Raw genomic sequence first — 14,925 nt, 5'->3', positions numbered from 1 at the left:
GACGTCGCCGGCTGGGCCTTAGTAGGCTGGCTGGCTATGAGCGCCCCGGCCCCGCCGCTGCCCCGCTACGGCGAGGCCTCCCTCGCCGACCTGCTGCCGTCGCTGCTGGCCGCCCTGGACGTGCCCGGGTTCGCCAACCCGCTCGGGGTGGAGCCGCTGCGCCGGGCCTGCCTGCTGGTCGTCGACGGCCTCGGCTGGGAGCTGCTGCTGGCCAACCGCCGGGTCGCCCCCGTCCTGGCCGCCGCGGCCGAGCGGGGCCGGCCGGTCACCACCGGGTTCCCGTCGACCACCTCGACCAGCCTGGCCTCGATCGGCACGGGGCTGCCCCCGGGCCGGCACGGCCTGGTCGGCTACACCATGGTCCTGCCCGGCATGGAGCGGGCGTTCAACTGCCTGCGCTGGTCCCCCTACGGTCTCGGCGGGACCAAGGACCTGCGCGACCGGTTCGTGCCCGAGCGGGTCCAGCCCGAGCCGACCGCCTTCGAGGTCGCCGTCGCCGACGGGATCGAGGTCACCTCGGTCGGGGCCGGCCAGTTCGCCGCCTCCGGCTTCACCCGGGCCGCCCTGCGCGGCGGCGAGTACTGGCGCACCCACTCCCTCGGCGACCAGGCCGACGGGGCCCTGCGCGGCCTCGGCAAGGGCCGGCGCAGCCTGGTCTACCTCTACCATCCCGACCTGGACCGCACCGGCCACGTCCGCGGGACCGACGGGCAGGCCTGGCGGCTGGAGCTGGCCCACGTCGACCAGCTGGTCGGCCAGATCGCCGAGCGCCTCCCTGGCGACGCCGCCCTGTTCGTCACCGGCGACCACGGCATGGTCGACCTGCGCCCCTCCGAGCGCGTCGACCTGGCCGACCGGCCGGAGCTGGCCGCCGGGGTGCGGCTGCTGGCCGGCGAGGCCCGGGCCAGGCACGTCCACACCGAGCGGGGCGCCGCCGGCGACGTGCTCGCCGCCTGGCGGGGGCTGCTCGGCCAGGCCATGTGGGTCGTGTCCGGCGAGGAGGCCGTCGCCGCCGGCTGGTTCGGTCCCCAGGTGGCCGACCAGGCCCGGGCCCGGATCGGCGACGTGGTCGCGGCCGCCCACGGCCCCATCGGCGTGGTCCAGCGGGAGGTCGACCCGACCCAGGCCGTCCTCACCGGCCACCACGGCTCCATGACCACGGCCGAGCAGCTGGTCCCGTTCCTCGAGCTGCGTCGCTGACCGCCCAGCGAACTCCCGGGAAGGTCAAGCGCCGCATCCTGGGCCTGTCCGGGGACGCCGACAGCGGCTATGTGGCCGCGCTCACCATCGGCGTATGACGACCCCGGCGGCCACCGCCAGGAGGGCGACCGGGAGGGCGCAGCCGCTGCCGCGCACGCGGGCCCGGTTGCCGCGGATGGGGGCCTCGTCGGCGTAGTTCGCCTCCTCCTGCCAGTCGGGCACGCCGTCGTAGTCCCGGTCCCTGCGGCCGTCCATGGCCCCTCCCCTCGTCGGCTCGCGACCCGCCAGCGCGCCACGAAGCGGTCGGAGTATATGCCTCCCCGACGTCAGGCCCGGCGCACCCGGTAGTGCAGGTGGGTCACCCGGTCCCCCTGCACGATCTCCGGGTTCTCCAGCAGCAGGGGCGACCCGGCGTAGTCGCCGAAGTAGCGGACGCCGGCGCCGAGCACGACCGGGACCAGGTCGACCCGGACCTCGTCGACCAGCCCGGCCGCGAACGCCTGGCCGGCGATGCTGCCCGGGTTGACCGAGACGTAGCGGTCCCCGGCCAGCTCCTTGGCCTGGGCGACGGCGGCGGGCACGCCGTCGGTGACGAAGGTGAACGGGGCGTCCGGGAAGTCCCAGTCGGCCGGCGGCCGGTGGGTCACCACCACCACCGCGTCGCCCACCGGCGGCCGGCCGTTCCAGCCGTTGGTGATGTCGAACAGCCGCCGCCCGATCACCCCCACCCCGGCGTCCGCCCACGCCTCGTTCAGGTAGGCGGCGCTCGCCGCCGACACCCGGAACACCCGCTCCGGGTCGGCCCCGGTGACCTCGACGTCGCCGTTCCCGTACCACTCGAACAGCGGCCCGACCCCGCCCGACGGGTCGGCGATGAACCCGTCCAGCGACATCGAGGCCTGCGTGACAACCTTGCTCATGGGGTTCCCTCCGATCGGTGAGCTCGGCCGAGCCTACGACGCCGGGGGAACAGCCGCCGGGGCCAGGGCCGCGTCGACGCTGAGGCGCCGGCCTTCCTCCCAGGCCGCCTCGGCGGCGTCCCCGGGAAGACGGGCCCGGGCCTCGGCCTCGGGGTCGCCGACGAAGCCGACGAGGAAGCCGAGGGGCGGCCTGCCGCCGACCTGGTCGCGGAGGGACTCGGCGGCACCGGCCAGGCGGACGGCGTCCTGGTAGCGGCCCTCCCACCTGGCCAGGTAGGACAGGCCGAGGATGACCGAGACGATGCCCATGGGGCTGTCCACCTCGCGGAACAGCCGCAGGGCCTCACCGATGGCGGACCGGGCGTCGCCCTGGCGGCCCGCACGGGCGTAGACGACGGCCAGCCAGACCAGGCCGTCGCCCATCTGCAGGCGGTCCCCGAGCCGGCGCCAGGTGGCCACGGCCTGCTCGGCGATGGCCACCGGCCGCTCCCAGGCCCCGGCGGCGAGGTCCCGGATGGCCAGCATCCACTCGGCCCGGGCGGCCGCCGGCTCGTCCCCGGCCCGCCTGGCCAGCTCCCGGCTCTCCTCGAACAGCCCGAAGGCGCCGTCGAAGTCGCCGTCGGCGGCCACCACGAACCCCTGGTTGTAGAGGGCCTGGGCGATGCCGGCCGGGTCGCCCAGGGCCCGCTCGATGGCCAGGGCCTCCTCGTAGAACCCGCGGGCGCCGGCGATGTCCTCCTGCCACCAGGCGATGCCCCCGGCCCCGGCCAGCGCCTTGGCCCGCGCCGGGGTCGGTCCCTGCCCGGACGGCAGGGCCAGGAGCTCCTCGAGCCAGCGCCGACCCTCGGTCAGGTGACCGCGCTGCTGCCAGAACCTCCAGATCGCCCCCGCCGCCTCCTGGGCCCGGCCGGCCTCGCCGGCCTTGACGGCCCACCGCAGGGCGACGCGGAGGTTGGGGTGCTCCTGGTCGCAGCGGTCCAGCCACTCGCCCTGGGCGGCGCCGGTGAGGTGGGGCTCGGCGGCCACGGCCAGGGCCAGGAAGTGCTCGGCGTGACGCCGGGTGACCGGCTCCAGCTCGCCGCCGACGGCCAGCTGCTCCCAGCCGAACTCGCGGATCGTCTCCAGCATGGAGAACCGCGGCTCCCCGGTGGCCGCCTCGGTCCTGGTGACCAGCGACTGATCGACCAGCGAGGTGGTCGCCTGGAGCGGGTCGAGGCCGAGCGCCTCCGGGTCGCATACGGCCTCGGCCGACGTCAGCGTCCAGCCGCCGGCGAACACCGACAGCCGGGCGAACAGCCGCTGCTCGGCGGCCGGGAGCAGGTCGTAGCTCCAGCCGATGGCGCCACGCAGCGTCCGCTGGCGGTCCGGGAGGGTCTGGGCGCCGCCGGTCAGCAGCGTGAGGCGCCGCTCGAGCCGGGGCAGGAGCTGCTCGGGGGTCAGGACCTTGGTCCGCGTGGCCGCCAGCTCGATGGCGAGGGCCAGCCCGTCGAGCCGGGTGGTGATCTCCGCCACCGCCGGGGCGTTCTGCTCGGTCAGCTCGAACCCCGGCCACACCGCCTGGGCCCGCTCGGTGAACAGCCGGACCGCCTCGGACCGGCCGAGGGTCTCGAGGTCCGGTGGCCGTCCCGGCTCGGGCAGCGTCAGCGGCGGCACCACCAGCTCCTGCTCGCCCCGGAGCGACAGCGGGGCCCGGGAGGTCACCATGACGGTGAGCCCCGGGGCGGCGGCGAGCAGCTTCTCGACCACCGGGCCGGCGTCCGTCACCTGCTCGAAGTTGTCCGCCACCAGCAGGAGCCGCCTGTCGCGGAGGTGGTCCTGCAGCGCCGCCAGGATGGGCCGGCCGGGGACCTCGGGGACGCGCAGGGCCCGCGCCAGCGCCGAGGGGACCAGGGCAGGGTCGGTGACCGAGGACAGCTCGGCGAGGAAGACGCCGTCGCGGTACTCGTCCATGAGCCCGGCGGCGGCCTGAAGGGCCAGCCGGGACTTGCCGGTGCCGCCGGCACCGGTGAGGGTGACCAGCCGGGCCCGCCCCAGCAGCCGCCTGATCTCGGCGATCTCCGGTTCCCGGCCGATGAACGAGGTGAGCGGCGCCGGCAGGTTGCCCGGCCGGGCGTCGAGCGTCCGGGGCGGGAGGAAGTCCGCCGCCAGCCCCTCGACCACCAGGTCGTTCAGGTGGATCGGGAGGTTCAGGTCCTTCAGCCGGTGCTCGCCCAGGTCACGGAGGGCCGTCCCTTCCGGGAGGGCGTGCTCGACCAGGCTCCGGGTGGCGCCGGACACGATGACCTGCCCACCGTGGGCCGCCCCGGCGATCCGCGCCGCCCGGTTCACGTCGATGCCCACGTAGTTGTCGCCGCCCAGCACGCCTTCGCCGGTGTGCAGGCCCATGCGGACCCGCACGGGGAGGCCCGGGGGCCAGTGGTGGGCGGCCAGGCCCCGCTGGGCGGCCACCGCGGCCGCGACCGCCGCCACCGGGCTGGCGAAGGCGGCGAAGAAGGAGTCGCCCTCGGTGCTGACCTCGACGCCATCCTGGTCCCGGATCGCCCGGCGCAGGATCGCCGCGTGCTCGTCGCGGACCGCCGGGTAGGCGTCGCCCAGCTCCTGGAGCAGCCAGGTCGAGCCCTCGATGTCGGTGAACAGGAACGTGACGGTCCCGGTCGGCAGCTCCGGCGCGGGGGCGGCGGGGCCGGCCGCGGCCGGCGCATGCCCTGCCTGCCGGCGTCGCCGCAGCTCCAGACCGGTGCCCAGCACCATCGCGGCCACGCCCAGCAGGGCGACCAGCGCCCACAGGATGCCGGCGGGCGAGTCGAGCGCCGTGCCCGACCCGGCCCACTCGGCGGCGGCCACGGCGACCGCGATCACCCCACTGAGCAGGGTGGTCGCGATCACGCCAGGGTTGCCGGCGAAGTCGGATCGCGGCTGGTCGGAGGCCGGCTTGCTCATCTGGCCTCAACATACCCCGCAGGTTCCCACCTATGGGTGATGGCCCTGTCCCACCGGGCGCCTAGGCTGTCCGCTGAACGTTCCCCGAGATCGCATCTGGAGTCGCCCATGCAAGGCTCGCCATCGTCCTCCCCCACCATCGATCTTGCGCGTCTGCGGGCCGCCTTCGACGGCCAGGTGATCGCTCCCGACGATCCCGGCTACGACCAGGCGCGGGTGCTGTTCTACGGCGGGTGGGACCGCCACCCTGGGGCGATCGCCCGTCCCACCGACGCCGCCGGGGTCGCGCGGGTCGTGACCCTGGCCCGCGATGCCGGGCTGGAGCTGGCCGTCCGCAGCGGCGGCCACAGCACCGCCGGCCACAGCACCACCGAGGGCGGCATCGTGCTCGACCTGTCGGCCATGGACGGCCTGGAGATCGACCCCGAGGGCCGCACCGCCTGGGCCCAGGCCGGCCTGACCGCCGGCGCCTACACCGCCGCCGTGGGCAAGCACGGGCTGGCCACCGGGTTCGGCGACACCGGGTCGGTCGGCATCGGCGGGATCACCCTGGGCGGCGGAGTCGGGTTCCTGGTCCGCAAGTTCGGCATGACCATCGACAGCCTGCTCGCCGCCGAGGTCGTGACCGCCGACGGACGCATCCTCCAGGTCGACGGCGAGCATCATCCCGACCTGTTCTGGGCGATCCGGGGCGGTGGCGGGAACTTCGGGGTGGCGACCCGTTTCCAGTTCCGGCTGCACGAGCTGCCGTCCATCGTGGGCGGGATGCTGCTGCTGCCGGCCAGCGCCGAGGTCGTCGAGGGCTATGTGGCCGCCGCCGATGCCGCGCCGGAGGAGCTGTCGGGGATCGCCAATGTGATGGTGGCGCCGCCGATGCCGTTCCTGCCCGAGGCGGCCCACGGCCAGCTGGTCGTCCTGGCCCTGCTGTGCTACGCGGGCGATGCCGAGGCCGGCGAGCGGGCGCTGGCGCCGTTCCGGGCCCTGGCCGAGCCGCTCGCCGACATGCTCCAGCCCATGTCGTATGCCGAGATGTTCGCCCCCGAGGAGGAGGAGTACCACCCGACCGCGGTCTCCCGGACCATGCTCGTCGACACCGTCGACCGTGAGGTGGCCGGCGCGATCATGCGGCACCTGGAGGCGTCGGACGCGCCGGTGCGGGTGGCCCAGCTGCGGGTGCTGGGCGGGGCCATGGCCCGCGTCCCGGCCGACGCCACCGCCTTCGCCCACCGCGACAGCCGCATCATGGTCAACCTGGCCGCCTTCTACGAAGGTCCCGACGACCGCGTCGTCCGCCAGGCCTGGGTCGACGAGTTCGCCGCCGCCCTCCACCAGGGCGACAGCCGGGCCTACGTCAACTTCCTCGGCGACGAGGGGCCCGACCGGGTCCATGAGGCCTATCCGGGCTCCACCTGGGACCGCCTGGCCGAGGTCAAGCGCCGCTACGACCCCGGCAACCTGTTCCGGCTCAACCAGAACATCCCGCCCGCGTGACCGCGGTGGGCGGCAGGTGGCCCAGGAGGTTCCGGTCCACCGACCCCGGCGGCCTGCACCTGCTCGTGGAGGGACCATGGACCGTGACGCCATGCTGGGCTACCTCGGCGGGCGGCCGGGGGCGGTCGAGGACTACCCGTTCGGCGACGACGTTGCCGTGTTCAAGGTCGGCGGGCGGGTGTTCGCCATCTGCGACCTGACCGGCCAGCCGGGGAGCGTCAGCCTGAAGTGCGACCCGACCCTGGCCGAGGCGCTGCGCGACCGCTATCCGGCCGTCACCCCCGGGTACCACCTGAACAAGCGGCACTGGAACACGGTCGAGCTTGACGGGTCGGTGCCCGGCGACGAGCTGGCCGAGCTGGTCGACCACTCCTGGGAGCTGGTGGTGGCCAAGCTCCCCCGCCGCGACCGCGACGCGCTGGCCGCCGGCTAGATCCCGAGATCCTGGTCGGGGCCGGGGAGGCGGCCGCGGGCGATCCGGTCGAGCAGGCCGGGCAGGTCGCGGGGGGTGGCGACGACCCCCCAGACGCGGAGCTCGTCAGCGGACCACCAGCGCAGCTCCTGGATGGCCTCTGCGGCCAGGGTGGTCACATGGGCGGGGTCGACCTCGAACGGCTCGGCGCGGCACAGGACCCACCGTTCCCGCTGGGTCATCCACCGGCCCAGCCAGAAGGTGTGGCAGCGCCGCCCGACGAACGGCCCCACCCGGAGGTCGTCGCGGGCCAGCTCCTCCCGCAGCTCCCGGCGGGCGGCCGCCAGGTGGTCCTCGCCCGGGTCCAGTCCCCCGCCCGGCGGGCCCCACCAGGTGCCGCCGACCCGGTCGTCGGCGTAGCGGACCAGCAACGCCCGGCCGGCATGGTCGAGGACCAGGCAGCGGACGGCCTCGCGGACTGGATGGACGGTGACGTCGGCGGCCACCTCCACGACCAGGCTGCCGGGCCGCCAGTCGGGCAGCCGGGCGACCTCCCCGGACGGGGACACCAGGGCGGCCAGCCCGGGGAAGTCCTCGTCCTCGGTCGTCCCGGCCTGGGTGGCCATGGCCACCGGGACACCGAGCCGGCGGGCGTGGCGGATGGCGTCGCCGAGCCCGGCCGAGACCCACCAGGCGTGCCCGTCGCGCCAGCCCTGCTCGTCGGTGCGGCGCCTGTACAGGCCGGGGGCCGAGCAGAAGCACACCACCGACGCCCCACCGGCGACCGCGTCGGTCCAGGGGAAGTCGACCTCGCCCTCGGCGCAGATGGTGACCCCGAACCGGGCCGCCCCGAGCTGGAACACCCCGGGGCCCTCGCCGGCCTGGTAGCCCTCCTCGCCCTCGCCGAGGTGGCGCTTGCGGTAGACCCCGCCGAGACGGCCGCTGTGGCCGTAGACCTGGGTGATGTGGAAGCTCGCGCCCTCGTGCTCGGCGATCCCGAACAAGGCGGCGACACCGGCCCGCCGGGTCCCCTCCAGCAGGGTCAGGACCGGCTCGGCGTCGAGGGCCAGCGCCCGCCCGGGGTGGCGGCGGGGGTCGACCGACCCGGTCAGCGAGAACTCGGGGAACACAGCCAGGTGGCAGCCCTGGGCCCTTGCCTGGTCGAGCACGGCCAGGTGCCCGGCCAGGTTGCCGTCGAGGTCGCCCTTCGGGGCGTTGACGGCGGCGAGCAGGATGCGCACTCCGTCCCTCCTGATTCCAGCGGCGGGCTGCCCGGACACCGGACGCAGCGTAGTCCAACCGCGTGATCCGGCTCTTGACGGGGCTGGGTAGGATCTGCGCCGAAATCCCATCGTGCCGGTGGGACTCTGACGCCGGTGGGACAACCTTGCATCCGAAGGGGCACCGACGTGGTTCCGTTCAGCAGGCGCACGCTCCGCACCATGCTGGTCGCGCTCGGCCTCGGCGTGGCCGTGGCCGCCGTCCCGGCCGCCGTCCCGGCCGCCGCCTCGGCGTCGATCGCGCTCGGCACCGTGGTCAGCGCCAACCCGGCCAACTTCACCCCGAACGTGGCCAGTGGCGCCGTCCACAAGTTCGTCCAGGTCGGCGGGACCATGTACGCCGGCGGAGCCTTCAGCTCGGTCAGCACCCCGGCCGGCGTCAGCCCCGGCGGGACCTTCGCTCGCAGCAACATCGTCGCCTTCAACGCCTCCACCGGGGTGATCAGCTCGTTCGCGCCCAACGTCAACGGCGAGGTCTGGGCGCTGGCCAGCGACGGCACCTCGCTGTGGATCGGCGGGACCTTCACCAGCGTCAACGGCACCGCCCGGCGGGGCGTGGCCAAGCTCAACCGGACCACCGGGGCCGTCGACACCGCCTTCAACGCCAACCTCGCCTCCGGCAAGGTCACCGAGCTGGCCCTGGTCGGGGGCCGGCTGCTCGCCGGCGGCACCTTCCCGGGCAAGCTGCGGGCCGTCAACCCGGGCACCGGGGCCAACACCGGCTACCTCAACCTGTCGATCAGCGGCAGCGTCACCGACAACGCCGGGCCGGTCGAGGTCTACCGCTTCGCCGTCAACCCGGCCGGCACCCGGCTGGTCGCGGTGGGCAACTTCACCTCGGTCCTGGGCCAGACCCGCTACCGGGCGTTCATGCTCACCCTGGGGGCCACGGCCTCGCTCAACGCCTGGTACTACCCGCCGCTGCAGAACCTCTGCCGGGCCGGGAGCCTGCCCGACTACATGCGCGACGTCGACTTCTCGCCCGACGGGTCGTGGTTCGCGTTCGTGTCCACCGGCTACATCCCGGTTTCCGGCGGGGTCGGGCGCGACCTGTGCGACGCCACCGCCCGGTTCGAGACCAACGTCACCAACCCGGTCCGTCCCACCTGGATCAACTACACCGGCGGCGACACCCTGCACTCGGTGGCCGCGACCGACGTGGCCGTCTACGTCCAGGGCCACCAGCGCTGGCTCAACAACCCCAATGGGGCCGACACCGCCGGTCCCGGCGCGGTCAGCCGGCCCGGCATCGGCGCCATCAACCCCGCCACCGGCCTCGCCCTCCCCTGGAACCCGACCAAGGAGCGCGGCGTCGGCGGCAAGGACCTCTACGTCACCCCGCAGGGCCTGTGGGTCGGCAGCGACACCAACCGCATCGGCGGCGAGACCCGCCGTCGCATCGCCCTCATGCCGGTCCCCTGACCGCCCGCTCCCAGCCGCTGACGTAGGCCCGCAGCAGGCGGGCGAAGGTCTCGCGGTCCTCGTCCGGCCAGCCGGCGAGGGCCGCCTCGACCGCGGCCCGGCGGGCCCGGTGCCCCTCGGCCAGCACCCGCGCCCCCCGCGGGGTCAGGGCGAGGACGCTGCGCCGCCCGTCGTCCGGGTCGGCGCCCCGCCGCACCAGCCCGGCCTCCACCGCCCGGGCGACCAGCCGGCTGCCCCGCGGCTGGTCGACCCCGAGCGCGTCGGCGACCCCGTTGACGGTGAGGGGCCCGCCGGACTCGATCGCGTCCAGCACCTGGAACGCCGCCGCCTCGGCGGCCCCCGCCCCGGCGGCCCCTACCGACCCCGCCGCCGCGGTCCGCCGTTGCAGGCTCCGCCGCGACCAGCTCCGCCGCATCGCCACCATGGCCTGCTCGATCGCGGCCACCGCATCCTCGGACATAGATGCTATTATACATATAGTTGTACCAGAGCATCTATATGGGAGTTGAGCCACATGGGCACCGCGACCGTCCCCACCGACCGCCGGCCGATCGGCTTCTGGCTGAAGCTGGTCGACCGCCTGCTCGACGAGGGCTTCGACCGGCTCCTGGGGGACCGGGGCCTGACCCGCCGCCACTGGCAGGCCCTGACCGCCCTGCAGGACGGTCCGGTGACCGTCGACGACCTCGACACCCGCCTGGCGCCGTTCCTGGACGACCGGGAGCCCAGCATCCGCCCGGTGCTCGACGACCTCGCCGCCCGCGGCTGGGCGACCTGGTCGGCCGGCGACCGTGCCGCCGCGACCCCGGCCGGGACCGCCGCCCACGCCGGCCTCCTGGCGGAGGTCTCCGCCCAGCGGCGCCGGGTCACCGAGGGCGTCAGCGCCGACGAGTACCAGGGCACGGTGGCCGTGCTGGCGCGGATGGCCGCCAACCTCGGCTGGACCGACCCCGGCGGCCCCCGGCCCTGAGCCGAGGCCCGGTCAGCCGGGCTGGCCGTCGTGGGGGATGGTCCGCAGCACCTTGGCCGGGGAGCCGGCCACGATCGTGTAGGGCGCGACGTCGTCCATGACCAGCGAGCCCCCGCCGACCACGGCGTGGGCGCCGATCCGGCACGGGCCCAGCACCATGGCGTTGCTGGCCACCCAGACGCCCTCCTCGATGACGATGTCGCGTCCGGAGCGCGGGATGGCCAGCTGGCGCTCGCGCCCGAAGGTGTTGATGTCGTGGGTGCCGGTCAGGACCGACACGTTGTGGCCGAAGAAGGCGTACTCGCCCACCGTGATCGTGCCCGAGCCGACGTTGAACAAGGCGTTGTTGACCACGGCGGTCGGGTGGATGTCCAGCTTCGAGCGGTCCCCGTGGACCAGGTACTTGTACATCTCCACGTGGGCCTCGGGCCCGGCCTGGCGTGGGTCCTGCTCGGCCAGCACCTGGCGCACCGGCTCCCGCAGCCAGCGGACGAGCAGCCTCGCCACCATGCGGTCAAGTGTCGACATCCACGCCTCCTGTCCATCGCCATCCCCGCCGGTCCGCCCGAAGCCGCCTCAGCATCGCATCCGGGGTGACCGACCCGGAAGTCGGGCCCGCGGCCGCCCCCGGCGGCGTCACTCCTCGCCCGAGGCCCACGCCACCAGCGCCTCGGTGACCCGCTCGGGCTGGTCGAGCCGGCTCAGGTGACCGGCGCCGGGAGCTGCCGCTCGTACAACCGCAGCGTGACCAGCAGCCCGGGGATCAGCAGGATCGGGAGCGGTCCGGCCATGTGCCGGCCTCCTTGCGGTTCGGGCCTGGTTCGGAACGCTCGAGGTCGAGCCGCAGCATGGATTCGGTCAGCTCGGGGTGGGAGGGCAACGGCTGGCGCTCGCCGGTGGGCCGGAAGCCGGCCCGCTCGTACAGGGTGCGGGCGGCGGTGTTCTGGTCGACGACCCACAGGATCACCTCGCGGGCCTGGCGTTCGGCAGCCCAGCCAACGGCCTGGTCGACCAGGGCACGGGCGACACCGCGCCGGCGGTGACGCGGGTCCACCCACATCGACACCAGGTGCATGCGCCCGGGTGTGCCGGGCTCGGCGAAGATCGCGGCCAGGCCGACCTCGGTGTCGCCCTCGCCGGCGATGAACCTCGCCGACGCCGGCCCGCCCGCCGCCCGCCGCCGCCATTCCTCGGCCGGCAACGCCAGCTCCGCCTCGAGCGTGCTGGCGAAGGCCTCGGGCGCGTCGGCCAGTGCCCGCAGGCGCAGGTCGCGGACGGCTTCCCAGTCGGCGGCGCGAGCCTGCCGGACCTCCATGCGACCCGCCTCCCCTCGTAGACTGAACCGCCGCGACCATGGGAGGGAGCGACATGGGCGATCCGCTGAAGGAACAGGCCGAGACGCTAGCAGCACTCACACAGGTGATCGAGGCCGCCGGGCCGTACCTGGACGAGCTGCCCCGGCGCCTGGTCTACGACCGCGCCGCCGAGCCCCTGCTGGGCGAGCTGGGCGGCCCCCTGCCGGAGGAGGGCGCGGGCACCCAGGCGGCGGTCGAGGCGCTGCTGCGCGTCGGGACGGCGACCGCGACCGCCTCGGCCGGGCCGCGCTTCTTCCATTTCGTGATCGGGGGCTCGACGCCGGCGGCCCTGGCCGCCGACTGGGTCGTGTCCATGCTCGACCAGAACGCGTTCGTGCGGGCCTCGTCGCGCTTCGCCGACGCGGCCGAGCGGGTCACCCTCGACTGGCTGCGCCAGCTCGTCGGCCTGCCGCCGGGCTGGGGCGGCGCCCTGACCGCCAGCGCCACCTTCGCCAACGTCACCGGGCTGGCGCTGGCCTCGCACTGGTGGGCCGAGCGGCACGGGGTCGACCTGACCTCGGCCGGGCTGGCCGGGCTCCCCCGCATGCCGGTGCTCTCCGGCGGCTACGTGCACCCCAGCGCCCGCAAGGCCCTGCAGCTGCTCGGCCACGGCAAGGACACGGTCGAGGTGCTCACCCGCGACGACGTCGGCCGGGTCGACCTGGACGCGGTCCGGCGCCGGCTGGGCGAGCTCGGCGGCGCCCCCGCCGTGCTGGTCGCCACCGCCGGCGAGCCCAACGCGGGCGAGTTCGACCCGCTGGCCGACCTGGCCGACCTGGCCGCCGAGTTCGGCGCCTGGCTGCACGTCGACGGCGCGTTCGGGCTGTTCGCCGCCCTCTCCCCCCGCACCGCCCACCTCACCGCGGGCATCGAGCGCGCCGACTCGATCGCCGCCGACGCCCACAAGTGGCTGAACGTGCCGTACGAGAGCGGGTTCGCGCTCGTCCGCGACCCCGCCCGCCTCGGCCCGGCGTTCGGCATGCCCGGCGCCGCCTACCTCCCCGGCCCCGACGACCCCCGCGGCGGCTACGGCCTCCTCGGCCCGGAGTCCTCCCGCCGGGCCCGCGCCCTCCCCATCTGGGCCACCCTGGCCGCCTACGGCCGCAGCGGCTACCGCGAGCTGGTCGAGCGCCACTGCGACCTGGCCGGTCACCTCGCGGCCGCCGTCGACGCCGCCCCCGACCTGGAACGCCTGGCCGAGGTCCCCCTCAACGTCGTCTGCTTCCGCTACCACCCGCCCGGCCGCTCCGAGCCCGAGCTCGACGACCTCAACCGCCGGCTCGGCGAGTCCCTGCTGGACGACGGCCGCGTGTTCGCCGGCGCCACCGTCTACGGCGGCCGGGTCGCCCTCCGCCCCGCGATCAGCAACTGGCGCACCACCGCCGACGACCTCGACCTGTTCGTCGAGGTCGTCCGCGAGCTCGGCGCCGCCGCCGCCGACGCCGGCTGACCCTGCCCGGGGCGGCGCGCGGTCAGGGCATTGCGGCGTCTCCCCGCGCCTGCCCGGACCTGGCCGCGGCGACGGCCTCCCACCACCGCCGGGGCGGGACCCGCCGGCAGGCCTCGGCGAGCCGCCGGGCCGAGGCGGACCGGAGCGCGGCCGCCGACGACTCGATCCAGGCCTCCACGTCCGCGTGCCCCTTGGCCTGGTACTCGCGCGCCTGGAGCAGGCACTCCAGCTTGTCGGCGTCCTTGGCGAGCCGCGCCTCCGCCGTCTCCCGGGCCTCGTACTCGCGGACCAGGTCACGCACCGCCCGTCCGACCTCGGCCGGGAACCCGGCCACCTGGTCGGCGATGACCTCGGCGTTCGGGGCGGTCGCGACATAGCCCTTGCCGATCAGGGGCACGTCCCCGATCCGCGTCTCCTGGGTGTCGTGGAACAGGCACAGCGCCGCCGTCCTGTCCGGGTCGGCGCCCTCCAGCACGGCCAGCAGGTAGCCGATGACCGCCGTCCGGAAGCTGTGCTCGGCGATGCTCTCGGGGTCGCCGACCCCGGCGACCTCCCAGCCGGTCCGCCGGTACCGCTTGAGCAGCCCCAGCTCGTACAGGAAGTCGGTCAGTCCCTCGACCTCGGACTCAGGCTCCGTCATGGTGTCCCGGCTCGGCTCTAGGGTGTGTGGGGTGTCGAACCGGAGTGTGCAGCCCCCGTCCAGGGAGGTCCAGCGATGCGAGATCTGATCGTCACCGAGAACATCACCCTCGACGGTGTCATCGACGCGTCGGAGGGCTGGTTCAGCGTGGCCGACGACGCCGAGGTCGACCAGTCCGACCTCCTGGCGGCGCTCCGCGAGCAGAGCGAGGCCGCCGACGCCGTCCTCTTCGGGCGGGTGACGTTCGAGGAGATGCGCGGCTACTGGCCGAAGCAGACCGACGACACCACCGGCGTCACCGACTACCTCAACCGGGTGGAGAAGTACGTCGTCTCCAGCACCCTGGACGACCCCGGCTGGGAGCACACCACCGTGCTCGCCGGCGACAGCTTCCAGGACGAGCTCCGGACGCTGAAGGCCAGCCCGGGCGGGGACATCGTCACCACCGGCAGCATCACCCTGGTCCACGCCCTCATCGCCGCCGGCCTGGTCGACGAGTACCGCCTGTTCCTCTACCCGGTCGTGCTCGGCCGCGGCGCCCGCCTGTTCGCCGATGCCACCGAGCTCCCGACCCTGCGACTCGTCGAGACCCGCCCGTTCCGTTCCGGCATCCTGCTCCTGCGGTACCGGCCGAGCTGACCCGCCAGGGCGGTCACTCGGCCGGCGGCAGTGGCCGCTCGTCCCGCCAGGATTCAGAGGACCGGCCCGGGCCGGCGGTGGGCGCGAGCACGCCGACCAGGCCGCCGGCGATGGTGGCGAGGATGGTGGCGAACGAGTCCGGCACCGGGACCCCGTTGTAGATGAACGTCGCCCAGGCGATCCCGCCGATGACGAAGTACAGACCG

Annotated in this window: 16 protein-coding genes; 7 read left to right on the top strand and 9 right to left on the bottom strand. The window is 74.9% G+C overall.

Annotated features, from left to right (window positions below):
• Positions 1 to 36 precede the first annotated feature (36 nt).
• On the top strand, positions 37 to 1,200 hold the full coding sequence (locus tag VF468_08000) for a nucleotide pyrophosphatase/phosphodiesterase family protein (GenBank protein HEX5878248.1): 1,164 nt from the start codon (positions 37 to 39) through the stop codon (positions 1,198 to 1,200).
• 81 nt (positions 1,201 to 1,281) lie between these two features.
• Here the strand turns inward: VF468_08000 and VF468_07995 are convergent, their stop codons facing one another.
• The 3 genes from VF468_07995 to VF468_07985 all read right to left on the bottom strand — a co-directional run bounded on the left by VF468_07995 (position 1,282) and on the right by VF468_07985 (position 5,060).
• Positions 1,282 to 1,455, bottom strand: coding sequence for a hypothetical protein (locus VF468_07995; GenBank protein ID HEX5878247.1), 174 nt, complete (start codon positions 1,453 to 1,455; stop codon positions 1,282 to 1,284).
• 71 nt (positions 1,456 to 1,526) lie between these two features.
• Positions 1,527 to 2,120, bottom strand: coding sequence for a dihydrofolate reductase family protein (locus tag VF468_07990; protein ID HEX5878246.1), 594 nt, complete (start codon positions 2,118 to 2,120; stop codon positions 1,527 to 1,529).
• A 33-nt stretch (positions 2,121 to 2,153) separates the two neighbouring features.
• Positions 2,154 to 5,060, bottom strand: a complete 2,907-nt coding sequence (locus tag VF468_07985; protein HEX5878245.1) for an adenylate/guanylate cyclase domain-containing protein — start codon at positions 5,058 to 5,060, stop codon at positions 2,154 to 2,156.
• A gap of 108 nt (positions 5,061 to 5,168) precedes the next feature.
• On the opposite strand from VF468_07985, the gene VF468_07980 reads away from it, so the two are divergent.
• Complete coding sequence (locus VF468_07980) at positions 5,169 to 6,551, top strand: FAD-binding oxidoreductase (GenBank protein HEX5878244.1); 1,383 nt, start codon at positions 5,169 to 5,171, stop codon at positions 6,549 to 6,551.
• 76 nt (positions 6,552 to 6,627) lie between these two features.
• On the top strand, positions 6,628 to 6,984 hold the full coding sequence (locus VF468_07975; protein HEX5878243.1) for an MmcQ/YjbR family DNA-binding protein: 357 nt from the start codon (positions 6,628 to 6,630) through the stop codon (positions 6,982 to 6,984).
• Here the strand turns inward: VF468_07975 and VF468_07970 are convergent.
• Positions 6,981 to 8,204: a nitrilase-related carbon-nitrogen hydrolase gene (locus VF468_07970; protein ID HEX5878242.1), complete on the bottom strand. Its 1,224-nt coding sequence runs from the start codon at positions 8,202 to 8,204 to the stop codon at positions 6,981 to 6,983. The two genes, VF468_07975 and VF468_07970, sit on opposite strands and share 4 nt — an antisense overlap.
• 201 nt (positions 8,205 to 8,405) lie before the next feature.
• On the opposite strand from VF468_07970, the gene VF468_07965 reads away from it, so the two are divergent.
• On the top strand, positions 8,406 to 9,665 hold the full coding sequence (locus VF468_07965; protein ID HEX5878241.1) for a hypothetical protein: 1,260 nt from the start codon (positions 8,406 to 8,408) through the stop codon (positions 9,663 to 9,665).
• Here the strand turns inward: VF468_07965 and VF468_07960 are convergent.
• Positions 9,649 to 10,125 carry a MarR family winged helix-turn-helix transcriptional regulator gene (locus VF468_07960; protein HEX5878240.1) on the bottom strand — a complete coding sequence of 159 codons (477 nt, stop codon included), beginning with the start codon at positions 10,123 to 10,125 and terminating at the stop codon, positions 9,649 to 9,651. The two genes, VF468_07965 and VF468_07960, sit on opposite strands and share 17 nt — an antisense overlap.
• A 54-nt stretch (positions 10,126 to 10,179) precedes the next feature.
• On the opposite strand from VF468_07960, the gene VF468_07955 reads away from it, so the two are divergent.
• A complete protein-coding gene (locus tag VF468_07955; protein HEX5878239.1) occupies positions 10,180 to 10,635 on the top strand; it encodes a MarR family transcriptional regulator in 456 nt (151 codons plus the stop codon).
• Positions 10,636 to 10,647: 12 nt separating this feature from the next.
• Here VF468_07955 and VF468_07950 read toward each other — a convergent pair whose 3' ends face one another.
• Together VF468_07950 and VF468_07945 are read right to left on the bottom strand one after the other, a co-directional pair.
• Entirely contained in the window at positions 10,648 to 11,163 is a 516-nt protein-coding gene (locus tag VF468_07950; protein ID HEX5878238.1) for an acyltransferase, read from the bottom strand.
• 235 nt (positions 11,164 to 11,398) lie between these two features.
• Positions 11,399 to 11,950 (bottom strand): GNAT family N-acetyltransferase, encoded by a 552-nt coding sequence (locus VF468_07945; protein ID HEX5878237.1) that lies wholly within the window; start codon positions 11,948 to 11,950, stop codon positions 11,399 to 11,401.
• A 53-nt stretch (positions 11,951 to 12,003) separates the two neighbouring features.
• On the opposite strand from VF468_07945, the gene VF468_07940 reads away from it, so the two are divergent.
• Entirely contained in the window at positions 12,004 to 13,440 is a 1,437-nt protein-coding gene (locus VF468_07940) for a pyridoxal-dependent decarboxylase (protein ID HEX5878236.1), read from the top strand.
• Between the two features lie 22 nt (positions 13,441 to 13,462).
• Here VF468_07940 and VF468_07935 read toward each other — a convergent pair whose 3' ends face one another.
• Positions 13,463 to 14,080: an HD domain-containing protein gene (locus tag VF468_07935; GenBank protein HEX5878235.1), complete on the bottom strand. Its 618-nt coding sequence runs from the start codon at positions 14,078 to 14,080 to the stop codon at positions 13,463 to 13,465.
• A 75-nt stretch (positions 14,081 to 14,155) separates the two neighbouring features.
• Here VF468_07935 and VF468_07930 point away from each other — a divergent pair, with 75 nt between their 5' ends.
• A complete protein-coding gene (locus VF468_07930) occupies positions 14,156 to 14,719 on the top strand; it encodes a dihydrofolate reductase family protein (GenBank protein ID HEX5878234.1) in 564 nt (187 codons plus the stop codon).
• A gap of 13 nt (positions 14,720 to 14,732) precedes the next feature.
• On the opposite strand, the gene VF468_07925 is transcribed toward VF468_07930, so the two are convergent.
• A partial coding sequence (locus VF468_07925) for a hypothetical protein (GenBank protein ID HEX5878233.1) occupies positions 14,733 to 14,925 on the bottom strand: 193 nt, incomplete at its 5' end.

This window comes from Actinomycetota bacterium (assembly GCA_036280995.1).
GTDB lineage: Bacteria > Actinomycetota > CALGFH01 > CALGFH01 > CALGFH01 > CALGFH01.
Note: the sequence above shows the minus strand (reverse complement) of the source record. Positions and strands in the feature narration are given on the sequence as shown.